Source organism: Comamonas aquatica NBRC 14918 (genome assembly GCF_000739875.1).
Taxonomy (GTDB): domain Bacteria; phylum Pseudomonadota; class Gammaproteobacteria; order Burkholderiales; family Burkholderiaceae_C; genus Comamonas; species Comamonas aquatica.
In genome coordinates, this window is sequence record NZ_BBJR01000043.1 from 57,428 (window position 1) to 79,259 (window position 21,832).

20 protein-coding genes are annotated in these 21,832 nt (G+C 67.2%); 9 read left to right on the top strand and 11 right to left on the bottom strand.

Annotated elements, in window-relative coordinates; translation table 11 throughout:
• Window positions 1–41: 41 nt before the first annotated feature.
• The 3 genes from CA2_RS09635 to CA2_RS09645 all read right to left on the bottom strand — a co-directional run bounded on the left by CA2_RS09635 (window position 42) and on the right by CA2_RS09645 (window position 4,633).
• Entirely contained in the window at window positions 42–611 is a 570-nt protein-coding gene (locus tag CA2_RS09635; protein WP_042415939.1) for a DUF1439 domain-containing protein, read from the bottom strand.
• A 160-nt stretch (window positions 612–771) separates the two neighbouring features.
• Complete coding sequence (locus CA2_RS09640; protein ID WP_042415941.1) at window positions 772–1,545, bottom strand: tyrosine-protein phosphatase; 774 nt, start codon at window positions 1,543–1,545, stop codon at window positions 772–774.
• Window positions 1,546–1,702: 157 nt separating this feature from the next.
• Entirely contained in the window at window positions 1,703–4,633 is a 2,931-nt protein-coding gene (locus tag CA2_RS09645) for a DNA topoisomerase III (RefSeq protein ID WP_042415945.1), read from the bottom strand.
• 143 nt (window positions 4,634–4,776) lie between these two features.
• Here CA2_RS09645 and CA2_RS09650 point away from each other — a divergent pair, with 143 nt between their 5' ends.
• Genes CA2_RS09650 through CA2_RS09660 form a run of 3 tightly spaced genes read left to right on the top strand, consistent with a single transcriptional unit; the run spans window position 4,777 to window position 6,922 of the window.
• On the top strand, window positions 4,777–5,301 hold the full coding sequence (locus tag CA2_RS09650) for an SET domain-containing protein (protein WP_042415947.1): 525 nt from the start codon (window positions 4,777–4,779) through the stop codon (window positions 5,299–5,301).
• On the top strand, window positions 5,298–6,155 hold the full coding sequence (locus CA2_RS09655) for a biotin--[acetyl-CoA-carboxylase] ligase (RefSeq protein WP_042415950.1): 858 nt from the start codon (window positions 5,298–5,300) through the stop codon (window positions 6,153–6,155). The genes CA2_RS09650 and CA2_RS09655 overlap by 4 nt, the downstream gene beginning before the upstream one ends.
• 17 nt (window positions 6,156–6,172) lie before the next feature.
• Complete coding sequence (locus CA2_RS09660) at window positions 6,173–6,922, top strand: SPOR domain-containing protein (protein ID WP_042415954.1); 750 nt, start codon at window positions 6,173–6,175, stop codon at window positions 6,920–6,922.
• Window positions 6,923–7,003: 81 nt separating this feature from the next.
• On the opposite strand, the gene CA2_RS09665 is transcribed toward CA2_RS09660, so the two are convergent.
• Entirely contained in the window at window positions 7,004–7,975 is a 972-nt protein-coding gene (locus CA2_RS09665) for a Bug family tripartite tricarboxylate transporter substrate binding protein (RefSeq protein ID WP_042415956.1), read from the bottom strand.
• Between the two features lie 155 nt (window positions 7,976–8,130).
• On the bottom strand, window positions 8,131–9,099 hold the full coding sequence (locus CA2_RS09670; protein WP_042415960.1) for a tripartite tricarboxylate transporter substrate binding protein BugE: 969 nt from the start codon (window positions 9,097–9,099) through the stop codon (window positions 8,131–8,133).
• Window positions 9,100–9,238: 139 nt separating this feature from the next.
• Here CA2_RS09670 and CA2_RS09675 point away from each other — a divergent pair, with 139 nt between their 5' ends.
• Complete coding sequence (locus tag CA2_RS09675; RefSeq protein ID WP_081770609.1) at window positions 9,239–10,210, top strand: LysR substrate-binding domain-containing protein; 972 nt, start codon at window positions 9,239–9,241, stop codon at window positions 10,208–10,210.
• 22 nt (window positions 10,211–10,232) lie between these two features.
• On the opposite strand, the gene CA2_RS09680 is transcribed toward CA2_RS09675, so the two are convergent.
• The 3 genes from CA2_RS09680 to CA2_RS09690 form a co-directional block, all read right to left on the bottom strand.
• Window positions 10,233–11,705 (bottom strand): sensor histidine kinase N-terminal domain-containing protein, encoded by a 1,473-nt coding sequence (locus tag CA2_RS09680; protein WP_042415963.1) that lies wholly within the window; start codon window positions 11,703–11,705, stop codon window positions 10,233–10,235.
• Between the two features lie 69 nt (window positions 11,706–11,774).
• On the bottom strand, window positions 11,775–12,449 hold the full coding sequence (locus CA2_RS09685) for a response regulator (protein WP_042415966.1): 675 nt from the start codon (window positions 12,447–12,449) through the stop codon (window positions 11,775–11,777).
• 192 nt (window positions 12,450–12,641) lie between these two features.
• Window positions 12,642–13,145 (bottom strand): MarR family winged helix-turn-helix transcriptional regulator, encoded by a 504-nt coding sequence (locus tag CA2_RS09690; RefSeq protein ID WP_042415969.1) that lies wholly within the window; start codon window positions 13,143–13,145, stop codon window positions 12,642–12,644.
• A 140-nt stretch (window positions 13,146–13,285) separates the two neighbouring features.
• Here CA2_RS09690 and recA point away from each other — a divergent pair, with 140 nt between their 5' ends.
• Both recA and recX read left to right on the top strand, forming a co-directional pair.
• Window positions 13,286–14,398, top strand: coding sequence for a recombinase RecA (gene recA / locus CA2_RS09695; protein WP_042415972.1), 1,113 nt, complete (start codon window positions 13,286–13,288; stop codon window positions 14,396–14,398).
• A gap of 76 nt (window positions 14,399–14,474) precedes the next feature.
• On the top strand, window positions 14,475–14,936 hold the full coding sequence (recX, locus tag CA2_RS09700) for a recombination regulator RecX (protein WP_042415975.1): 462 nt from the start codon (window positions 14,475–14,477) through the stop codon (window positions 14,934–14,936).
• A 60-nt stretch (window positions 14,937–14,996) separates the two neighbouring features.
• Here recX and CA2_RS09705 read toward each other — a convergent pair whose 3' ends face one another.
• The 3 genes from CA2_RS09705 to argC form a co-directional block, all read right to left on the bottom strand.
• The gene (locus CA2_RS09705; RefSeq protein ID WP_042415978.1) at window positions 14,997–16,241 is read right to left on the bottom strand and encodes an MgtC/SapB family protein; all 1,245 of its coding nucleotides are present in this window, start codon (window positions 16,239–16,241) and stop codon (window positions 14,997–14,999) included.
• Between the two features lie 87 nt (window positions 16,242–16,328).
• The gene (yddG, locus tag CA2_RS09710) at window positions 16,329–17,255 is read right to left on the bottom strand and encodes an aromatic amino acid DMT transporter YddG (protein WP_042415981.1); all 927 of its coding nucleotides are present in this window, start codon (window positions 17,253–17,255) and stop codon (window positions 16,329–16,331) included.
• A gap of 166 nt (window positions 17,256–17,421) precedes the next feature.
• Window positions 17,422–18,354, bottom strand: coding sequence for an N-acetyl-gamma-glutamyl-phosphate reductase (argC, locus tag CA2_RS09715; protein ID WP_042415984.1), 933 nt, complete (start codon window positions 18,352–18,354; stop codon window positions 17,422–17,424).
• Between the two features lie 320 nt (window positions 18,355–18,674).
• On the opposite strand from argC, the gene sucC reads away from it, so the two are divergent.
• From sucC to CA2_RS09730, 3 genes are all read left to right on the top strand, one after another.
• A complete protein-coding gene (gene sucC / locus CA2_RS09720) occupies window positions 18,675–19,835 on the top strand; it encodes an ADP-forming succinate--CoA ligase subunit beta (protein WP_042415987.1) in 1,161 nt (386 codons plus the stop codon).
• A gap of 20 nt (window positions 19,836–19,855) precedes the next feature.
• Complete coding sequence (gene sucD / locus CA2_RS09725) at window positions 19,856–20,755, top strand: succinate--CoA ligase subunit alpha (protein ID WP_042415991.1); 900 nt, start codon at window positions 19,856–19,858, stop codon at window positions 20,753–20,755.
• Between the two features lie 329 nt (window positions 20,756–21,084).
• Complete coding sequence (locus tag CA2_RS09730) at window positions 21,085–21,768, top strand: TerC family protein (protein WP_042415994.1); 684 nt, start codon at window positions 21,085–21,087, stop codon at window positions 21,766–21,768.
• Window positions 21,769–21,832: the final 64 nt, after the last annotated feature.

Consider the following 21,832-nt stretch of genomic DNA (forward strand, 5'->3'; position numbering starts at 1 on the left):
CGGCGCCGGCAACAACACCGCGGCGCCTGCGGGCAAGGGCCTCAGGGCTTGGCCGCCGCGTCCTTGGCGACGATGGCCACGTCCAGCCCCTGCGGGGTCACGGTGATGGCGCCGGGCTGCAGGCCCAGGCTGTCGGCCAGCTGCAGCTCCTCGGGCTTGACGTGGTACAGCGCAAAGGCCTCCAGCGCCTGCGAGGCCAGGCGCGGGCCATAGGTGGAGACCATGTCGGCCACGGCGGGATCGGCGCCGTCGAACTGCAGGCTCAGCACCTCCACGCGGTGCGCACGCACGGTGCGGTCCTGGGGCTCGTAGCGCAGGGCAAAGCGCACCTCCATGCGGCCGGCATAGCTCTGGCGCAGGGCGGGGCCGGACAGTTGCACGGGCAGGTGCGTCTGCAACTGGTTGCTGGCCGGCAGCAGCTGCAGGGCGGGGCGCTGCATTTCCAGCTGCAGCAGGCCGGCGACGGGGAAGCGCTTGGGGAATTGCTGCAGCAGGCCCTGCTCGAGCTGGGCCTGGCTGACGCTGATCTTGGTGGGCACGGCCTGGGAGCAGGCGCTGAGGGTCAAAGTCGTGGCGGCGGCAACGGCCAACAAAAAATGGCGGCGGGACATGGCGGGCTCGGTTGCAAGACCGCAGCCAGCCCGGACAGCGCGGGCAGCCGCAGCCTCAATTTGTATCAAAACAGCAGTAAACGCTGATCCATCCTGCGCTTGGCGCTCTTAATTTTGTGAAGTTTAGCGCAAGCCGCAGCGGGGTGCTGTCGCGCGCCGCTCAGCCTTCCAGGTAACGCTGGGCCAGGCGCTGGCGGGCCGCGGCGTCCACGCCCAGCACCTCGGCCAGGTAGCGGTCCATGCTGCCGGCGTGCTGCTCGGCCAGCACGAAGGCGCTGTCCAGAAACGGCATCTGCACGCGCCACAGCACGTCCAGGATGTCCTGCGGCACGGACTGCGCGGCCTTGGCCGCCAGCTCGGCCGGACGGCGGTAGAGCTGGTTGGTCAGCAGGTAGTCCTCGCGCACCGCCTCGCGCGACACGCCCAGCGCCAGCAGGATCAGCGCAGCGGCCCAGCCGGTGCGATCCTTGCCGGCGGTGCAGTGGAACACCAGCGGCTGGTCGCTGTCCTGCAGCAGGCGGAACAGGTGGGCAAAGCGGTCGGCGTTGTCGATGACGAAGCTGCGGTAGGTGTCCTGCATCAGGCCCACGGTTTCGTCGGCGGTCAGGCGGTGGCCCTGCTGCACCAGGGCCAGGGCACGCTGCACCACGGTGGGCTCGATGCCCAGCACTTGCTGGTCCAGAAACGGCCAGACATAGCCCTGGTTGGCACGCTCCTGCTCACCACGGAAATCCACGGCGCGCACCACGCCCAGGGCCTGCAGGGTCTGCAGATCGGCCGGACTCAGCCCCGCCAGATGGTCCGAGCGGAACAGCCTGCGCCAGCGCACGGCACGCCCGTCGGCCCCCAGGTAGCCGCCCAGATCGCGGAAGTTGGTCGTACCTTGCAGGGCGATGCTGCGCGTCAGCGGTGCGGGGGCGGTGGCCAGGTCCATGGGAACGACTCCTTGAGGCAAACATCCAGGGCGGGCGGCAGATGCCGCCACGGGACAGGCCATGCTGCCAGCAGCGTATGTCCGGGCCATGAACCCAGGCGACACACCGCCTGCGTGCCCGGCAACGGGTGCCGGCGCGCGGCCTGCCCGCAGGGGCTCAGGCCTCGCCCTGGTTCACCAGGTGCTGGCCCACGATGCCGGTCAGCTCGAACATGTTGATGCGGTCCTTGCCGAACACGGGCAGCAGCTTGGCATCGGCCACGATGACGCGCTTGTCCTGGGGGTCTTGCAGGTTGTGGGCCTTGACGTAGTCCCAGACCTTCTTGACCACCTCGGTGCGCGCCACGGCGCCATCGCCGATCACGGCGGCCAGCGCGGCATCGGGCCGGTAGTTGGCGGCCGCGGGCTTGCGCGCCGCGGTCTTCTTGGCCGCAGGGGCCTTCTTGGCAGCGGGTGCTTTTTTGGCTGCAGCGCTCGTCCTGGCTGCGCTAGCAGCTCCTGTTTTTGCTGCCGCGGTCTTGCGCGCCGGGTACTTGGACTCGCGCTGCTCGAACTCGAAGTTCACCTTGCCCGCTTCCTTGTCCCAGACCAGGAAGGCCTTGAAGGCGCGGCGCGTGCGGTTGGAGACGAACTTCTCCAGCAGGTCGGTCTTGCCGGTGGCCAGCAGCTTGCCCATCTGCTCGCGCTCGATGGGCTGCTGCAGGATGATCTGGCCGCTCTTGAAGTCGCAGCTGGGCACGGCCTGCTGCGGCGTGGGCACGGCCTTGGCGCAGACATAGTTGGCGCCATGCTCGAACACAGGCGCGCCGCACTTGGGGCAGGCGCCCAGGCTGTGCTGGTGGCTGAAGTCGACGATCTCGCCGGACTCCTCGTCCTTGTCGTCGCCGAAGTCGAACTCCAGCTTGAAGTTGCCAGCCTCCTCATCGCGCACGATGCCGACCTCGGCCACGAAGGGCCAGCCGGCCTTGGAGCGGAAGCCCTCCAGCGGGCCGATGCGGCGGTCGCGCAGCAGCTGCTCGGCCTCGGCGGTCTCGAAGGTGCGGCCCGCGGGCGACTTGGTGAAGGAGAAGCCACAGCCCTCGCTGGTGCCGTGCACGCCGGTGCAGGCGTAGCGGCGGTAGTTTTCCTTGACGATGCCGCCGCAGTTCGGGCAGGGCGTGGCCAGCGTCGCGTAGTCCCCGGGGATGGTGTCGCGGTCGTATTCCTTGGCCTTCTTCACCATGCGCTCGGTCATGGCGGCGATTTCCTGCATGAAGGCGGCGCGCGACAGCGCACCCTTTTCCATCTGCGACAGCTTGTACTCCCACTCGCCGGTCAGGTCGGCGCGGCACAGCTCGTCCACCTCCAGGCCACGCAGCAGCGTCATCAGCTGGAAGGCCTTGGCCGTGGGGATCAGCTCGCGGCCTTCGCGCAGCATGTACTTCTCGGTCAGCAGGCCTTCGATGATGGCCGCGCGCGTGGCGGGCGTGCCCAGGCCTTTTTCCTGCATAGCGCTGCGCAGCTCTTCGTCGTCGATCTGCTTGCCGGCGCTTTCCATGGCGCCCAGCAGCGTGGCTTCGGAGTAGCGCGCGGGCGGCTTGGTCTTCAGGCCCTTGGACTGGGCATCGCTGGTGCGCGGCTGCTCGCCGGGCTGCACCGCCACCAGGGGCTGGCCCTTGTCGCCTTCCTTGGCATCCTCCACCTCGTTGGCGGCTTCCTTGCCGTAGATGGCCAGCCAGCCGGGTTTGACCAGCACCTTGCCCTCGGTCTTGAAGCTGTGCTGCTCCACCTTGCTGATGCGCGTGGTGACTTGGTATTCGGCGCTGGGGAAGAACACGGCCATGAAGCGGCGCACCACCAGGTCGTAGAGCTTCTGTTCGGCCTCGCTTAGGCCCGATGGGGCCTGGGTGGTGGGGATGATGGCAAAGTGGTCCGACACCTTGCTGTTGTCGAAGATACGCTTGCTGGGCCGCACATAGCCCGCGCCGATGGCCTGCTGGGCGAACGGCTCCAGGTGGCGCATGCCGCTGGCCGCCAGCATCTCGAAGGTCTGCTTGGCCACGGGCACGTAATCCTCGGGCAGGGCGCGCGAATCGGTACGCGGGTAGGTCAGGGCCTTGTGGCGCTCGTACAGGCTTTGCGCCAGCGCCAGCGTGGTCTTGGCCGAGAAGCCGAACTTGCCGTTGGCCTCGCGCTGCAGGCTGGTCAGGTCGAACAGCAGGGGCGAGGCCTGGGTGGTGGGCTTGCTCTCTTCCGTGACGGTGGCGGGCTTGCCTTTGACCGCTGCGGCAATCGCTTGCGCTTCGGCAGCGCTCCACACACGGTCGGCCTTGGCCTCGGCGTCTTCGGTTTTCTTCCACTGGGGGTTGAACCACTTGCCCAGGTACTGGCCGGCCTGGGCGTCGAAGGTGCCGTGCACTTCCCAGTAGTCACGGCTGACGAACTTGCGGATCTTGTCCTCGCGGTCCACCACCAGCGACAGCGTCGGCGTCTGCACGCGGCCCACGGTGGTCAGGAAGAAGCCGCCATCGCGCGAGTTGAAGGCCGTCATGGCACGCGTGCCGTTGATGCCCACCAGCCAGTCGGCCTCAGAGCGGCTGCGCGCCGCATCGGCCAGGCCCTGCATCTGCTGCTCGCTGCGCAGCTTCTCGAAGCCTTCGCGGATGGCCTGCGGGGTCATCGACTGCAGCCACAGGCGCTGGATGGGCTTGCCCAGGCCGCCCTTGGCGCCGCCGGCGTACTGCTCGATCAGGCGGAAGATCAGCTCCCCTTCGCGGCCCGCGTCACAGGCGTTGATCAGCTGCGTCACATCCTTGCGCTTGGCCTGCTTGACCACGGCATTCAGGCGGCTCTTGGTCTTGTCCACGGGCTTGAGGTCGAAGCGCGGGGGGATCACCGGCAGGTTGGCAAAACTCCATTTGCCGCGTTTGACGTCGAACTCCTCGGGCGCCTGGATCTCCACCAGGTGGCCCACGGCACTGGTGACCACGAACTGCTCGTTCTCGAAATGGTCCTCGTGCTTGTCAAACTTGCCGTAGGCGGGCGTGAGGGCCCGCACGATGTCCTGTGCCACCGACGGTTTTTCCGCTATCACCAAGGTCTTTGTCATTGAGTGCTCTCGTCTTTTTGCAGCGGTGGCCGCCACGCCGGGCAGCCACCGCTTCTACAATCCATCTTCACGCACGCGTGCGTGCGCATGCACATGTGCGCGCATGTGCGCATGTGTGCCTATTTAAGTTATCAGAGATTCCAATGCCCAGCACTGCCAATCCCCCATCTCACGGCAAGCGCATCCAGGCGCGCCGCTCCGGCGTCCATGGCAGGGGCGTGTTCGCCGTGCAGGACATTGCGGCCGGCGAAACCATCATCGAGTACCGGGGCGAGGTCATCAGCTGGGACGAGGCACAGCGCCGCCACCCGCACGACCCCAGCCAGCCCAACCACACCTTCTACTTCCACGTGGACGAGGATGTGGTGATTGATGCGGCGCATGGCGGCAATTCGGCACGCTGGATCAACCACAGCTGCGCGCCCAACTGCTACACCGACGAACGCGGGGGGCGCATCTTCATCGTGGCGCTGCGCAACATTGCCGCCGGGGAAGAGCTGAACTACGACTACGGCCTGATCATCGAGGAGCGCTACACGCCCAAGCTCAAAGCCGAGTACGCCTGCTGGTGCGGCGCCCCCACCTGCCGCGGCACCATGCTGGCGCCCAAGCGCGGCTGGCGCCCGCCCATGCCCGAGGACTTCGCCGCGCAAGGAACCACCCCGTGAGCACCACCCCGACCCGCTGGCCCGCGGAAGACCTGTGGCTGGAGATCGCCCCGCGGCTGCCGGGCTTCACGGTCGAAGTCCTGCCCGAGATCGACTCCACCAACACCGAGCTGATGCGCCGCGCGCGCAGCGGCCAGGTCGATCCCATCGTGCTGGTCGCTGAATCGCAGACCGCCGGCCGCGGACGCCTGGGGCGCCAGTGGATCAACCAGCCCGGGGATTGCCTGATGTATTCGCTGGGCCTGATGCTGCAGCCCGCCGACTGGTCCGGCCTGTCCCTGGTGGTGGGACTGAGCATTGCCGAGTCGCTGCAGGCCGCGCCCGACGCCAGCACCCCGCGCCTCGGCGTCAAGTGGCCCAACGACCTGTGGCTGTGGGACGGGCGCAAGCTGGCCGGCACCCTGATCGAGACCGCCAACGTGCCCGCCGACCTACTGGCCCCGGCCCATGGCAGCGGCCCCGGGCCGGCACGCTTTGTCATCCTCGGCACCGGCATCAACGTCTGCCCGCCACCGTCCCGCAGCGACGCCCTGCCCACCCCGGTCGCCTGCCTGCAGGACCTGGACCCGCGCTGGAGCGCCCCGCTGGCGCTGCAGCGATTGCTGCCACGGCTGGTGGAGGACGTGCTGCTGTTCGCCGACCACGGTCTGGCGCCATTCGTGGACCGCTTTGCACACCGCGACGTGCTGCGCGGTCGGGGCGTGCACCTCAGTGATGGCAGCCAGGGCGTGGCCGAAGGCATTGCCGCCGACGGCAGCCTGTTGCTGCGCACCCCCCAGGGACTGCGCCCCGTCATCAGCGGCGATGTCAGCGTGCGCCCGATCGACATGGCCTTGCCCACTGCCCGCCCCTAACCCACGGAGCTGCTGCCATGTTGCGTTTTGCCTTGCTTGTCTTGCTGCTGGCCAATGCGGGTTACCTGGCCTGGACCCAGGGCTGGATGGCGACCCTGGGCTGGACCCCGGCCGTGCAGTCCGAACCCCAGCGTCTGGCGCGCCAGGTGCGGCCCGACGTGCTCAGCGTGGTGCGCGAGCCCACCGTCACGGCGCCCCCTGCGCCTGCACCCCAAGCCGCCCCCGCAGCCCCAACACCGGCCATCCCTGCGCCCGACGTGGCGCTGCCGGCACCCACCGCGCCCGTGGCCGCAGCGGCCGCGGCGCCCGAACCCCTGGTCTGCCTGCAGACCGAGAGCATGGACGAAGCCCAGGCCAACCGGCTGCGCCAGGCCCTGCGCCAGAGCGAGCTGCCCGCCAGCAGCTGGGAATGGCAGACCAGCGCCGTGGCGGGGCGCTGGATGGTCTACGTCGGCAAGTTCGCCAACGAGACGGCGCTGGAAAAGCGCCGGGCCGAGTTGCGCGCGCGCAAGATCGGTTTTGACCGGGCGGGCGGCAGCCTGGAGCCCGGCCTGTCCCTGGGCCGCTTCTCGACCGAGGAAGCCGCCACGCGCGAGCTGACCAACATGCTGAACCAGGGCGTGCGTGGCGCCCGCGTGGTGCAGGAGCGCGCCGCACAGACGCTGTACACCCTGCGCCTGGCACAGCTGACGCCCGCACAGCGCAGCAGCCTGCAGGCCTTGCGCCCGGCCTTCGCGGCCAAGCCGCTGCGCCCCTGCGGCGACTGAGCGCCCGCCACAAGCCGGCGCCCTGCAAAAAACGGCCCCGTTGCCGGGGCCGTGTGGTGGTGAGTTGGGCGCGGTATGCGCTCAGTCGATGCTGATGCCCGCGGCCGCCGCCACGCCCTTCATCTTGGCGACTTCGCTGGCGATCTGCTTGGTGAAATCGGCACTGGAGGTGCCGGACACGAACAGGCCCTGGGCATCCATGCGTTGCTTCACGGCGGGGTCCTTCAGGGCCTCGGCCACGGCCTTCTGCACGCGGGCCACCTGCTCGGGCGGCGTGCTCTTGGGCGCAACCAGACCGAACCACGAAGGATCGTTCAGCTCGGGGTGGCCGACCTCCTTGTAGGTGGGCACATCGGGCAGCACCGCCAGGCGTTCGTTCCAGGACACGGCGATCGCGCGCAACTTGCCCGCCTTGACGTGGGGCAGCGAGGACGCCACCTGGTCGAAGTACACCGGCACCTGGCCGCCCAGCACGTCATTGACCGCCGGACCGGCCCCACGGTAGGGGATGTGGACCATGTCCACGCCGGTGGATTTGATGAACTGCGCGCCCCACATGTGACCGATGGTGCCGTTGCCCGGGGTGGCATAGCTGACCTTGCCGGGGTGGGCCTTGAGGTAGGCCACCAGCTCGGCAAAGTTCTTGACCGGAATGATGGACGGGTTGATCACGATGACGCCCGGCGCCTTGACCACTTCCGTCACCCCGACGAAGTCCTTGACCGCGTCGTAGGGCAGCTTCTTGTAGACGGCGGGGTTCACCCCGTGCGTGGACAGGGTGGCCACACCAAAGGTCAGTCCATCGGTGGCACGCGCCACCTCGGTCATGCCGATGGAGCCGCCGGCGCCGGCCTTGTTTTCAATCACCACGGGCTGGCCCAGCAGGCGGGACAGTACATCCTGCATGTTGCGCGGCACCATGTCGGTGGCCCCGCCCGGTGGGAAGGGCACCACAATGCGCAGCGCGCCCGATTCCTGGGCGGTCGCGCCCAGGGGCAGGCTGGCGGCCAGCACCGCGGCGGAGAGGGAAGCAAACCATGTGCGTCGTTGCATCAGACAGACCTTTCAAACCATCAAAACCGGCGCGACGGCGCGCCTTGGAGGTCAACTGGTATGCAAGCTGCGTGCCATGCCCCACGGCTACGCCGGGCATGAAAAAACCCGCAGGCGCTGGGCACTGCGGGTGAGCGGGAGACCGGCGAACCGGATCAGTTCACGCTGATGTTGGCCGAGGCGGCCACGCTCTTCATCTTGGCGACTTCGCTGGCGATCTGCTTGGTGAAATCGGCGCTGGACGTGCCCGAGATGTACATGCCCTGGGCATCCATGCGCTTCTTCACAGCGGGGTCCTTCAGGGCTTCGGCCACGGCCTTCTGCACGCGGGCCACGGTCTCGGCCGGGGTGCTCTTGGGGGCGACCAGACCGAACCACGAAGGATCGTTTAGCTCAGGGTGACCAGCTTCCTTGTAGGTGGGCACATCGGGCAGCACGGCCAGACGTTCGTTCCAGGACACGGCGATCGCGCGCAGCTTGCCGCCCTGGATGTGGGGCAGCGACGATGCCACCTGGTCGAAGTACACCGGCACCTGGCCGCCCAGCACGTCGTTGATGGCAGGGCCCGCACCGCGGTAGGGGATGTGCAGCATGTCCACACCCGTGGCCTTGATGAACTGCGCGCCCCACATGTGGCCGATGGTGCCGTTGCCGGGGGTGGCGTAGCTCACCTTGCCAGGGTTGGCCTTCAGGTAGGCCACCAGTTCGGCAAAATTCTTGGCAGGAATCAGCTTGGGGTTGATCACGATGACGCCCGGGGCCTTCACGATCTCGGTCACGCCGACGAAATCTTCGATCGCGTTGTAGGGCAGCTTGGTGTAGACGGCGGGGTTCACGCCGTGGGTCGACAGGGTGGCGATGCCGAAAGTCAGACCGTCGGTGGCGCGGGCCACTTCGGCCATGCCGATGGAGCCGCCGGCACCGGCCTTGTTTTCCACGATCACGGGCTGACCCAGCAGCTTGCCCAGGACGTCCTGCAGGTTACGGGGCACCATGTCGGTCGAGCCACCGGCAGGGAAAGGCACGATGATGCGCAGAGGGCGCGTATCCTGGGCCACAGCCATGCCGGAGACAGACACTGCTGCAGCGGCGGCAACAGCGGAGATGAAGTGACGACGTTGCATCGTGTGGGCTCCTATGTCGAGAAAGCGGGTTATCTATAAGACCAGCACATAAGGTTAGGGTAAATCCGGGTTGTGACCAAACAAATACTCCTATTGTTATTATTCCCACAAGGAATGCATTCACATGTCCACCAGCTTATTGCCCCTCCGCCGGCTCACGCCCCCCATCCACCTGCTGCGTGCCTTCTCCACGGTCGCGCGGTTCGGCGGCGTCTCGCGCGCAGCCGAGGCCCTGCACCTGACGCAGAGCGCCGTCAGCAAACAGATCCAGGAGCTGGAGAAATGGGTGGGCGTGGACCTGTTCGAGCGCAGCCGCAAACGCCTGACGCTGACGCCGGCGGGCGAGCGCTATGAAAAAGCCGTGCGCGCGCTGCTGTCGCAACTGGAATCGGCCACGCTGGAGTTGATCACCAGCACCGACGGCGGCGGCGCCCTGCACCTGTCCAGCCTGCCCACGTTCGGCGCCACCTGGCTGATCCCGCGCCTGCCGCAGTTCCAGCAGCAGCACCCCCAGGTGACACTGCACTTCGTGCCCTACAGCTACGACCTCGAAAGCCCCAACCTGGACTGCTCCATCCTGTTCGGCGAAGGCCACTGGCCTGGCGCCCGTGCGCACTACCTCGACGGCCAGGATGTGGCCCTGATCGCGCCGCCGGCCAGCTTTGGCGGCCCGCCCATCCGCAGCCCGCACGACGTGGCCCAGTACACGCGCCTGCGCCACCTGACGATTCCGCACGCCTGGCTGACCTGGACCCACGCCTGGGACGTAGAGAACCTGGACCCGCTGGCCGGGCTGCAGTTCGACCAGTTTCAGACCATCATCCAGGCCGTCATGGCCGGCATGGGCGTGGCCCTGGTGCCGCGCTGCCTGGTGGAAGACAAGATTGCCGCCGGCCTGGTCAGCGAGCCCCTACCCGAACACGGGCTGGTCAGCAACCTGGGCTACTGGCTGTGCTATCCCGAATCGCGCGCCAACATCGCACCACTGGTGGCCTTCCGCAACTGGCTGCTGACCCAGGCACGCCCGTACAGGGAGCCGACCACCACCAGCCTGGCCGCCCAGCAGAAAAGCCGCACCAAGCTGCGCGGCAGCGGCTCGGACTTCACGTAAAACAGGGCTTGGCCCTTGCCGGTCAATCGTTTTCAGCTTCGAAAACAGGCGCTTTGCGCAATGCCGGAAAGCGCACGCTGAACAAGGCGCCGCACGGCTGGCGCTGTGGCTGGGCGTCGTCCAGCACCACCTCGGCGCCATGCTGGCGGGCGATCTCCTGCACGATGGGCAGGCCCAGGCCCGAGCCGTCGGCGCCCGTGCCCAGGGCGCGGTAAAACGGCTGGAACACCAGCTCGCGCTCCTCGGGCGGCACGCCCGGGCCGGTGTCCTCCACCTGCAGCAGCACCATGCGCGCCAGCGGGTCGGGCAGCACGCGCGCCGTCACCACCGCCGGCTGCTCGGCGCTGGACGGGCTGTAGTGGATGGCGTTCGTCAGCAGGTTGCGCACCAGTTCCTTGAGCAAGGTGGCATTGCCGTGCAGCCAGACGCCGGCACTGCCCGGATCGGCGCCCTCGTAGCCCATGTCCACATGCCGGTCCATGGCCAGGGGCAGCAGCTCCTGCACCACCTCGATCACCAGCTGCGCCAGGTCGCAGGGCGCGCGCTGCAGGCCGGCCCCGGCGGCCTCGGCCCGCGCCAGCGACAGCAGCTGGTTCACGGTGTGGGTGGCGCGGATGCTGGAGCGGCCGATCTGCTCCAGCGAGCGCTTGAGCTCCTCGGTGCTGTTGCCATCGCGCTGCGCCAGGTCGGCCTGCATGCGCAGGCCGGCCAGCGGCGTCTTGAGTTGGTGTGCCGCATCGGCCAGGAAGCGCTTTTGCGTGGCCAGCGATTCGTTGAGGCGGCGCAGCAGGTCGTTCACCGCATCCACCAGCGGCACCACCTCCATGGGCACGCCACGGTGGTTCAGCGGCGACAGGTCCTCGGGCTTGCGCGCCCGGATGCGCTCTTCCAGCCGGTGCAGCGGCTTGATGCCGCGCGCCAACGCCAGCCACACCAGCAGCACGGCCAGCGGCAGGATGACGAACTGCGGCAGCATCACGCCCTTGATGATTTCGGCCGCCAGCACGCTGCGCTTTTCGCGGGTCTCGGCCACCTGCACCAGGGCCAGTTCGTCGTCGCCCACCAGGGGCAGGCGCACCCACATCGCGGCCACGCGGATGTCCACGCCGCGCAGTTCGTCGTCGCGCAGCACGACCTCGCCGGCCGGCACCTCGTAGCGCGGGTGCGCAGCGGGAAAGTCGCGGTCGCCCGACAGGTGCTCGCCCTTGTTGTTCAGCACCTGGTAGAACACCATGTCCGACTCGTCGGCGCGCAGGATTTCGGTGGCCGGCAGCGGCAGGTTGAACTGGATGCGCCCGTCGTCCTCGACCATGATCAGCTGGGCCAGGGCGTGGACGTTGTACTCCAGCGCGCGGTCGAAGGGCTTGTTGGCCAGCGACTGCGCCACCAGCCAGGTCAGCACCAGGCTCACCGGCCACAGCAGCAGCAAGGGGGTGAGCATCCAGTCCAGGATTTCACCAAACAGGGAGCGCTGCTCGCGCTGGAAGATTTTCACGGGCTGCGACCTGGAATGTGGGTGTTTTCAGCCTCCAGCGCCGATGCAGCAAGCGCCGACAGCTATCGACTATTCGGTGATTTTCTCCAGGCAATAGCCCAGGCCGCGCACCGTGGCGATGCGGATCGGCCCGCGTTCGATCTTCTTGCGCAGGCGGTGGATGTAGACCTCGATGGCATTGTTGCTCACCTCCTCGCCCCACTCGCACAGGCGCTCGACCAGCTGGTCCTTGCTGACCAGGCGCCCGGCGCGCTGCAGCAGCACCTCCAGCAGGCCCAGCTCGCGCGCGCTCAGCTCCACCATCTTGCCGTCGATGGTGGCCACCCGCCCGGACTGGTCGTAGACCAGCGGCCCGTGCTTGATGGTGCTGCTGGCCCCGCCCATGCCACGGCGCGTCAGCGCACGCACGCGCGCCTCCAGCTCGGACAGCGCAAAGGGTTTGGCCATGTAGTCATCGGCCCCGAAGTCCAGGCCCTGCACGCGCTCCTCCACGCTGTCGGCAGCGGTGAGGATCAGCACCGGCAGCGCATCGCCGCGCCCGCGCATGCGCTTGAGCACTTCCAGCCCGTGCATGCGCGGCAGGCCCAGGTCCAGGATCAGCAAATCAAAATGGTGGTTGGTGACCAGGGCCGTGTCCGCCTCGGTCCCGCTGGCCACGTGGTCCACCACCGCCCCGGCACCGCGCAGGCTGCGCAGCAGGCCGTCGGCCAGCACTTGGTCATCTTCTGCTATCAGGATGCGCATCGCTTCGTCTCCTTGCCGCGCCGCGATCTGCTGCCACGGGCTGCGGCGTCGTGCCTGCCTTGTCACCAACGGCACTCCCTGCGCCGTCCATCGGGCCATTCTAGGAGCCGCACTGCAGGCGCCCTACAGGTGTTTACGCGGGTGCTGCAGTGCAGCAGCCCGGCCGTCTTGACCTACGTCAAGCCACCCGCGCTAGGCCAGGTCGCCGGCCTCGCTGCCATAGGCGTCCAGCCCCAGGCGCACCACGGTGGCCACCTCCTGACCGACGGACTCGACGAACTCGGCCTCGGCCTGCTGCACGGCGCGCTGGAAGGCCCAGTGCCACTCGCGCCCGGCCTCGGTGTAGACCACGCGCTTGGCCCGGCGGTCGTGCGGGTCGGCCTGGCGCGTGACCAGGCCCCAGGCCTCGCACTGGTCCACCAGGTCCAGCATGGCCTGCTTGCTCATGCCGGCGCGCTCGGCCAGGTCGGTGATGCGGTCGCCCTGCAGCGACAGGTGCCGCGTGATGTGGATGTGCGCCGCGCCCACCTTGTCGCGCGCCGCCAGGTTGGACAGGGCCAGCGGCGTCTCGTCGTCCTGCGCCATCAGGCTGCGCACGCGCGCATCGAACTTGCGCTGGGCATGGCCCAGCAAGCGCCCCAGGTGCAGGTGGCGCCAGGCTTCATCGGGCAGCGAGGAGGTCACATTCTTCGACATGGTCAGTTTTTAGAAACGTCAAACAAACTGACTATATATTTTTCAGAAAGCACCTACACTACTGTTCAAGCATCCAGCCTGTGAACATGCACAGGGGTGCCAACTTCCACCCCTCTCTGTCTTTTTGCAAGGAAACCGCCATGAACGCCATCGCCCGCAACACCGACGCCAACAGCGAAAAAGCCAAGGCCCTGGCCGCCGCCCTGGCCCAGATCGAAAAGCAGTTTGGCAAGGGCACCATCATGAAGCTGGGCGAAGGCGAGGCCGTGGAGGACATCCAGGTCGTGTCCACCGGCTCGCTGGGCCTGGACGTGGCCCTGGGCGTGGGCGGCCTGCCCCGCGGTCGTGTGATCGAGATCTACGGCCCCGAGTCGTCCGGCAAGACCACGCTGACCCTGCAGGTCGTGGCCGAAATGCAGAAGCTGGGCGGCACCTGCGCCTTCATCGACGCCGAGCACGCGCTGGACACCAGCTATGCCCAGAAGCTGGGCGTGAACCTGAACGAGGTGCTGATCAGCCAGCCCGACACCGGCGAGCAGGCCCTGGAAATCGTCGACAGCCTGGTGCGCTCCGGCGCCGTGGACCTGATCGTCGTCGACTCGGTCGCAGCCCTGGTGCCCAAGGCCGAAATCGAAGGCGAAATGGGCGACCAGCTGCCCGGCCTGCAGGCCCGCCTGATGAGCCAGGCGCTGCGCAAGCTGACCGCGACCATCAAGAAGACCAACTGCACGGTCATCTTCATCAACCAGATCCGCATGAAGATCGGCGTGATGTTCGGCTCGCCCGAAACCACCACCGGCGGCAATGCGCTGAAGTTCTACGCCTCGGTGCGCCTGGACATCCGCCGCACCGGCACCATCAAGAAGGGCGACAACGCCATCGGCAACGAGACCAAGGTCAAGGTGGTGAAGAACAAGGTGTCGCCCCCGTTCAAGACGGCCGAGTTCGACATCCTGTTCGGCGAAGGCATCAGCCGCGAGGGCGAGATCCTGGACATGGCCGTGGAAGCCAAGCTGCTGGAAAAGTCCGGCGCCTGGTATGCCTACAACGGCGAGAAGATCGGCCAGGGCCGTGACAACGCCCGCGAGTTCCTGAAGGAAAACCCCGCGCTGGCCGTGGAAATCGAGAACAAGGTGCGCGAGAGCCTGGGCATCAGCCTGATCCCCGTGGCCGAAGGCGAAGCAGCCGCCAAGCCCGCCAAGGGCAAGAAGGCCGACAAGGCCGTGGCCGATGAAGACGGCGTGATCGGTTGATCACATAGGTCAACAAAATGGCTGCCAGCGCTGATCTAGCAAGCGCTGGCAGCTATTTTTTTGAGACTTTCACACCATGGGATTCGACAAACTCTCGCTCACCGGCCGCGCCCTCAAGCTGCTGGGCCAGCGCGAACACGCGCGCCTGGAGCTGGAACGCAAGCTGGCCCCGCACGTGGAAGACGGCGACGACCTGGCCGCCGTGCTGGATGCGCTGGAGGCCAAGGGCTTCATCAGCCCCGAGCGCGTGGCCCAGTCCGTGCTGTACCGGCGCAGCGGCAAGCTGGGCAATGCCCGCGTGCTGCACGAGCTGCGCAGCAAAGGCCTGGACGATGCCACCGTGCGCGCGGCGGCCGAGCAGCTCAAGGACACGGAACACGCCCGCGCCTGGGACGTCTGGCAGCGCAAGTTCGGCACCGTGGCGGCCACGCCGCAGGAGCGCCTGAAGCAGATGCGTTTTCTGGCCAGCCGCGGCTTTGGCGGTGACGTGGTCAACAAGGTCTTGCGCGGCCAGTCCCCGGACGGCGAGGAAGGCTGAGCCAGTGCCAGCCACCGGCGCCGTGGCCAGACACCACGGCCCTTCCACCAACGGTAGGGCCTAGGCGCCCGCGCCGCTGGCCCACAGGCCCAACACACCCCCGGCCAGCATCGCCAGCAGGCCCAGCGCCACCAGCACCCCGTAGCGCACCCCACCGACCACGAACGCCAACGCGCCCTTGCTGACGCAGCTGGCGCCCAGCACGGCCAGCGTGCCCCAGCGCCCCACCTCCAGCGGCATGCCGCCCTTGGCCACCAGTTGGGCCACGCCCGCGGCCGCGGCCTGCACCTCCGCCAGCGCCACCATGGCCGCCGCAGCCAGGGCCCCGGTGTGGCCGAACAGTTGCTCCAGCCACGCCGCCAGCAAGGAGACGCCGGCGATCAAGCCGGCAATCAGCAAGGCATGCGAGAGCTTGAAGGCCCGGTCTTCCTGCGGGGCCTGCACCGCCGGCGCCGTCACCCCGCCCAGCCACCACAGCGCGGCAATCGCCGCCAGCAAGCCCAGCACGGCCGCCACCCAGCTCCACAGCGTGGCCTGCAGCAAGCTGGGTGACACCGCCGCCACCACCGCCACGAACAGCAGCAGCGAGGCCAGGTTGGCCAGCAGCGCCGCCGCCGCGCTGGGCACGACCAGGGCGGCATCGGCGCGCGCCTGCTGCCCCAGGCTGCTGACCGCGGCGGTGGACGAGGCAAAGCCCGAGAAGAAGCCGGCGATGGCCAACCCCCAGCGCGCACCCAGGATGCGCTGCGCGAAATGGCCGAACACCCCCACCGCCATCACCAGCACCACGATGCGCCAGACCAGCATGGGGCGGATGGCGCCCCAGGGGTCAATCGGCTCGCGCGGCAGCAGCGGCATCACCACCAGTGCCGCCGCGCCCAGCAGCAGGGCATCCTGGATCTCCCGCTCACTGATCCATTCGCGGCTGATCTTTTGCAGCGGCGCCTTGGCCTGCAGCAGGATGGCCACCAGCACCCCCAGGGCGCCGGACAGTGCCGCCTCGTGCGCGGCCAGGGCGCCCAGCACGGCCGCCAGCAGCAGGGCCACCTCGCCGGTGAGCCCGGGGTCCTCGTGGGCCGACTGCAGGTAGGCGGCCAGGGTCAGCGCCGCCAGCGCCAGCAGCGCCGCGATGAACACCCAGGGCCCCAGCAGCCAGGTGATGCAGCCCAGCAAGGCCACCAACGCGTGCGTGCGCGTGCCGGCCGGCAGCAGGTGGGGGGGCTGGGTGCGCTCGCGCACCACACCGATCATGAGCCCGACGCCCAGGGCGGTCAGCAGGGCTAGGCTGGTGGCATTCCAATCCATAAACCAGGGGATCCAAAGCAAGGGAAGAAGGAGCCCGCAGCTTAGAGCAGCGCAGGCCGCCGGGCAAACGACCGGGGCTGCGCGGGATCAACGCCCGCGCGTGGCGCCCCAGCAGACCAGGGAGCCCAGCGTGACCAGCACCACGCCCTGCCAGAACGGCAGCCCGGGCCGCACCGCCAGCCAGACGCTGGCCCACAGCGCCGACAGCACCGGCGTGAAGTACGAGCCCGCGGCCAGCACCGCCAGGTTGCCGCGCTGGATGCCATGCTCCCAGCAGCTGTAGGCCAGGGCCGTGCAGCCGCCCACGGCCAGCACCTGGGCGGCGACGCCCCAGCTCCACTGCATGGGCACAGTCGGCAGGGCCAGCCACTGCGCCCACAGCAGGCCGGAGGTGAACAGCAGGAACAGCCCGACCCCGTTGAAGCCGCCACCATGCACGCGCGACAGCACCGAGTACGCGGGCCACATCAGCGCCGCGCCAAAGGCCAGGGCATAGGCCAGGGGGTTGGCCGCCATGTGCGCCACCAGGCTCTGCCAGCCGGGGGCATCGCCCGCCGGGGCGCCATCGCCCATCACCAGGCCCAGGCCCCACAGGCACAGCGCGGCGCCGGGCCACAGCCACCAGCGGGCGGCCTGCTGGCGGCACAGCACGGCCAGCACGATGGTCAGGCTGGGCCAGAGGTAGTTGATCATGCCCAGCTCCATGGCCTGCTGGCGGCCGTGCGCCAGGCCGATGGCCACGGACAGACTGATCTCGTAGCAGGCAAACAGCAGGCCGCAGGCCACCAGGTACACGCGCGAGACGCTGCGCAACTGGGCGCGCGTGGGCAGGCCGCGGACCAGCAGCACGAAGGCGGTGCTGACGCTGAACAGCACGGCCGCGCCGCCCAAGGCGCCCAGGGCTTCGGACACCGAGCGCATCAGGCCGACGGTGCCGCTCCAGCACAGCACGGCCACCAGGCCGATCAGGGTGGCACGGCGGATTTCGGCAGAACGGGCAGACGGTGCAGACATGGATGAATCAAGAAAAGGAGCAGTTTGCGCAGGTTCAACAAAGGTTTCAGGTCGATAACTACCTGCAGCCCTCGCCAGTGCTGCGCCAGCCGCTATACAGATGCCAAGGCACCGGGTGCAAAAAAGCGGCCCGCAGGCCGCTGGTGTGCAGGGCACAACGACCCGCTCAGAGCCCCAGCATCAGCTGCAGGTTCTGCACGGCCGCGCCGCTGGCGCCCTTGCCCAGGTTGTCCAGGCGGGCAATCAGCACGGCCTGGCGGTACTGCTCGTTGGCGAACACGCGCAACTCCAGCTGGTTGGTGCCGGCCAGCGTGTCAGCGGCCAGCTTGTGGTCCTCCGTGGGCGGCAGCACCTTGACCCACTGCGCGGGCGCGTTGGTCTGGGCGTAGTGGCTGGCCAGGGCATCGTGCAGGTCGGCGGCCTTGGGCGCGCCGGGCAGCAGGTCCAGGTGCAGGGGCAGCTGCACCAGCATGCCCTGCGCGTAGTTGCCCACGGCAGGGATGAACACGGGGCGGCGGGTCAGGCCGGTGTACTGCAGGATTTCGGGGATGTGCTTGTGCGACAGGCCCAGCGCGTAGGCTTCGTAGGGTGCAGCGCCACCCGCCTCATAGGCCTCGATCATGCTGCGGCCACCGCCGCTGTAGCCGGACACAGAGGGCAGGCTCAGGCCGTAGTCCGCTGGAATCAGGCCCGCATCCACCAGCGGGCGCAGCAGCGCGATCGCGCCCGTGGCGTAGCAGCCGGGGTTGGACACGCGGGTGGCGGTCTTCACGACGTCCAGCTGGCCGGCGCACAGTTCGGGGAAGCCATAGACCCAGCCCGGGGCCACGCGGTGCGCGGTCGAGGCATCGATGATCTTGATGGCGCGGCCGGTCTCGGCGGTGATGCCGTCCACCATGGCCGCCGTCTCGCGCGCGGCATCGTCGTGCAGGCACAGGATCACCAGATCCACGCCGGCGATCAGCGCGCGCTTGGCGGCGGGGTCCTTGCGCAGCTCGGGCGCAATGCTGACCAGCTCCACGCCAGCCATACCCTGCAAGCGGTCACGAATCTGCAGACCCGTGGTGCCGGCTTCGCCATCAATAAAGACTTTGGACATCTCAACGCTCCCGCGCCCTCTGGCGCATATCTGTGTCTGGGCCACATGCCGCGGCGCCATCTGCTGAAAAACGCCGATTGTCCACTGCATTCGCGGTGTGCGCGCACTCATCGGCAAATGGCGCGCAATTGCGCTAGCCGCACAGGTTTTCTACGTATTAACCTACGTACATAAATACGTAGATCACGCTTGACAAAGCACTTTTTGGTTGCACTGCACCATGGTACATTCTTCGATTGCCATGTCATACGAGCCCGGCTCCGCATGTTTAGGCAGCAGGAAAACGGGCATTTCCCCTCCGTTTCAGAGAGACAAAACTCATGAAGATTCATGAATACCAAGGCAAGGAAATCTTGCGTCAATTCGGCGTGCCAGTCCCCCGTGGCATTCCGGCATTCACCGTCCAGGAAGCTGTAGAGGCAGCGCAAAAGCTTGGCGGCCCCGTGTGGGTGGTGAAGGCGCAGATCCATGCCGGCGGCCGCGGTAAAGGCGGCGGCGTCAAGGTGGCCAAGTCCATCGAAGATGTGCAAAAGCTGGCCGAGCAAATCCTCGGCATGCAGCTGATCACGCACCAGACCGGCCCCGAAGGCCAGAAGGTCCGTCGCCTGTACATCGAAGACGGCGCCGACATCAAGAACGAACTGTATGTGTCGCTGGTCACCGACCGCGCGACCCAGAAGGTGGCCCTGATCGCTTCCAGCGAAGGCGGCATGGACATCGAGGAAGTGGCCCACTCCACCCCCGAAAAGATCATCACCGAGATGATCGATCCCCTGACCGGCATCACCGAAGCGCAATCGCGCAAGGTGGCAGCTGCCATCGGTCTGGAAGGCAAGTCCATCGACCAAGCCGTAGACATCTTCGCCAAGATCTACAAGTGCTACATGGACACCGACGCGTCGCTGGTGGAAATCAACCCCCTGAACTGCGACTCCAAGGGCGACCTGATGGCCCTGGACGCCAAGTTCAACTTCGACCCCAACGCGCTGTTCCGTCACCCTGAAATCGTGGCCTTCCGCGATCTGGACGAAGAAGACGCTGCCGAAATCGAAGCTTCCAAGTTCGACCTGGCCTACATCTCCCTGGAAGGCAACATCGGCTGCTTGGTGAACGGCGCCGGTTTGGCCATGGCCACCATGGACACCATCAAGCTGTTCGGCGGCGAGCCCGCCAACTTCCTGGACGTGGGCGGTGGCGCCACGGCCGAGAAGGTCACCGAAGCCTTCAAGATCATGCTCAAGAACCCTGAAGTCAAGGGCATCTTGGTCAACATCTTCGGCGGCATCATGAAGTGCGACACCATCGCCAACGGCGTGGTCACCGCCTGCAAGGCCGTGAACCTGAGCGTGCCACTGGTCGTGCGCATGAAGGGCACCAACGAACAGCTGGGCAAGCAGATCCTGGCTGATTCCGGTCTGCCCATCATCTCGGCCGACACCATGGCCGAAGCCGCCACCAAGATCGTTGCTGCCGTCAAGTAAACGCCCCCGGAGATAAAAACATGTCGATCTTTATCAACAAAGACACCAAGGTCATCACCCAGGGCATTACCGGCAAGACCGGTCAGTTCCACACCGAAAAGTGCCAGGAATACGCGAACGGCAAGAACTGCTTCGTGGCCGGTGTGAACCCCAAGAAGGCCGGCGAGCGCATTTTTGACATCCCGATCTTCGGTTCCGTCAAGGACGCTGCCAAGGAAACCGGCGCCACCGTGTCCGTGATCTACGTGCCCCCAGCAGGCGCGGCCGCTGCCATCTGGGAAGCCGTCGAAGCCGACCTGGACCTGGCCATCTGCATCACCGAAGGCATCCCTGTGCGCGACATGCTGGAAGTGCGCAACAAGATGAAGGCCAAGGAAGCCGCCGGCGGCAAGAAGACCCTGCTGCTGGGCCCCAACTGCCCCGGCCTGATCACGCCCGACGAAATCAAAATCGGCATCATGCCCGGTCACATCCACAAGAAGGGCCGCATCGGCGTGGTCTCGCGCTCCGGCACGCTGACCTACGAAGCCGTGGCCCAGCTGACCGAACTGGGCATTGGCCAGTCGTCGGCCGTCGGCATCGGTGGTGACCCCATCAACGGCCTGAAGCACATCGACGTGATGCGCGCCTTCAACGACGATCCTGACACCGACGCCGTGATCATGATCGGCGAAATCGGCGGTCCCGACGAAGCCGAAGCCGCCATGTGGTGCAAAGCCAATATGAAGAAGCCCGTGGTCGGCTTCATCGCTGGCGTGACCGCCCCTCCCGGCAAGCGCATGGGCCACGCCGGTGCGCTGATCTCTGGCGGCGCCGACACGGCCGACGCCAAGCTGGCCATCATGGAAGAGTGCGGCTTCACCATCACCCGCAATCCTTCCGAAATGGGCCGCCTGCTGCAAGGCCTGCTGAAGAAGTAAGCCCCAGCGCGCCCTGCTGACCCCAAGCCGCCCCGATCCTGTCGGGGCGGCTTTTTTTGTGCGGTGCGCAGGCCACCGACAGGCTCTGGTCGTACCTTGCCCTGCAGGAAAGGCTGGCCGCGGCCGGCACACACTGGCCTGGCTGCACACCCACAGCGTGCGGAAGGCGCGTGATGCCCCCATGGATTTGGCGATGCCCCCCGCACCTGCGGTTACGCAAAACTACGCACGCCACGCCTCCCCCCCGGGCGTAAACTGCCCACTCCCAACAAGAAACGCCGGTCTGCGCACGCAGGCTGGCGTTTTCAATTCATAACAGTGGAGTAAAAATGGAGTTTCTCAATAGCGCCGACTTCTGGATCGGCCTGGTGAAGATCGTCTGGATCAACATCATCCTCTCCGGCGACAACGCCGTCGTCATCGCCCTGGCCGCCCGCTCGCTGCCCCCCGCCCAGCAGAAAAAAGCCATCATGTTCGGCTCCGGCGCCGCCGTGGTGCTGCGCATCGTGCTGACCATCGTGGCCGCCAAGCTGCTGGAGCTGTCGTTCCTGCAGGTCATCGGCGGCGTGCTGCTGCTGTGGATCGGCTACCAGCTGCTGACCGGCGATGAAGACGAAGAAGGCGAAGCCAAGGGCCATGGCTCCATGGTGGCCGCCATCCGTACCATCCTGATCGCCGACCTGGTCATGAGCCTGGACAACGTGATCGCCGTCGCCGCCACCGCCCAGGGCAACATGGTGCTGCTGGTGCTCGGCCTGGCCATTTCCATCCCGCTGGTGATCTTCGGCTCCACCCTGATGATCAAGCTGATGGAGCGCTTCCCCGTGATCATCACCCTGGGCGCCGCCCTGATCGGCTGGGTCGGTGGAGAGACCATCGTCAACGACAACCTGCTGCATGGCTACACCCTGGCCCACCCCTGGCTGCACTACGCGGCAGCCGCCGCCGGCGCCCTGCTGGTCGTTGCCGTTGGCAAGTGGATGCAAATCCGCCAAAGCAGCCAAGCCGCCTGAGTGGCCACCTGCCCCCTCAGTCCCACCAAGCGCCTTCGGGCGCTTTTTTCATGGGTGCGCTGTA

Excerpts from the sequence above, each read along its gene's own strand:
- CA2_RS09640 (WP_042415941.1), bottom strand. The coding sequence starts at position 1,545 with ATGGACCTGGCCACCGCCCCCGCACCGCTGACGCGCAGCATCGCCCTG.
- CA2_RS09705 (WP_042415978.1), bottom strand. The coding sequence starts at position 16,241 with ATGGATTGGAATGCCACCAGCCTAGCCCTGCTGACCGCCCTGGGCGTC.
- CA2_RS09665 (WP_042415956.1), bottom strand. The coding sequence starts at position 7,975 with ATGCAACGACGCACATGGTTTGCTTCCCTCTCCGCCGCGGTGCTGGCC.
- CA2_RS09670 (WP_042415960.1), bottom strand. The coding sequence starts at position 9,099 with ATGCAACGTCGTCACTTCATCTCCGCTGTTGCCGCCGCTGCAGCAGTG.
- CA2_RS09650 (WP_042415947.1), top strand. The coding sequence starts at position 4,777 with ATGCCCAGCACTGCCAATCCCCCATCTCACGGCAAGCGCATCCAGGCG.
- CA2_RS09685 (WP_042415966.1), bottom strand. The coding sequence starts at position 12,449 with ATGCGCATCCTGATAGCAGAAGATGACCAAGTGCTGGCCGACGGCCTG.
- CA2_RS09690 (WP_042415969.1), bottom strand. The coding sequence starts at position 13,145 with ATGTCGAAGAATGTGACCTCCTCGCTGCCCGATGAAGCCTGGCGCCAC.
- argC (WP_042415984.1), bottom strand. The coding sequence starts at position 18,354 with ATGTCCAAAGTCTTTATTGATGGCGAAGCCGGCACCACGGGTCTGCAG.
- CA2_RS09635 (WP_042415939.1), bottom strand. The coding sequence starts at position 611 with ATGTCCCGCCGCCATTTTTTGTTGGCCGTTGCCGCCGCCACGACTTTG.
- CA2_RS09645 (WP_042415945.1), bottom strand. The coding sequence starts at position 4,633 with ATGACAAAGACCTTGGTGATAGCGGAAAAACCGTCGGTGGCACAGGAC.
- CA2_RS09660 (WP_042415954.1), top strand. The coding sequence starts at position 6,173 with ATGTTGCGTTTTGCCTTGCTTGTCTTGCTGCTGGCCAATGCGGGTTAC.
- yddG (WP_042415981.1), bottom strand. The coding sequence starts at position 17,255 with ATGTCTGCACCGTCTGCCCGTTCTGCCGAAATCCGCCGTGCCACCCTG.
- recX (WP_042415975.1), top strand. The coding sequence starts at position 14,475 with ATGGGATTCGACAAACTCTCGCTCACCGGCCGCGCCCTCAAGCTGCTG.
- sucD (WP_042415991.1), top strand. The coding sequence starts at position 19,856 with ATGTCGATCTTTATCAACAAAGACACCAAGGTCATCACCCAGGGCATT.
- CA2_RS09730 (WP_042415994.1), top strand. The coding sequence starts at position 21,085 with ATGGAGTTTCTCAATAGCGCCGACTTCTGGATCGGCCTGGTGAAGATC.
- sucC (WP_042415987.1), top strand. The coding sequence starts at position 18,675 with ATGAAGATTCATGAATACCAAGGCAAGGAAATCTTGCGTCAATTCGGC.
- recA (WP_042415972.1), top strand. The coding sequence starts at position 13,286 with ATGAACGCCATCGCCCGCAACACCGACGCCAACAGCGAAAAAGCCAAG.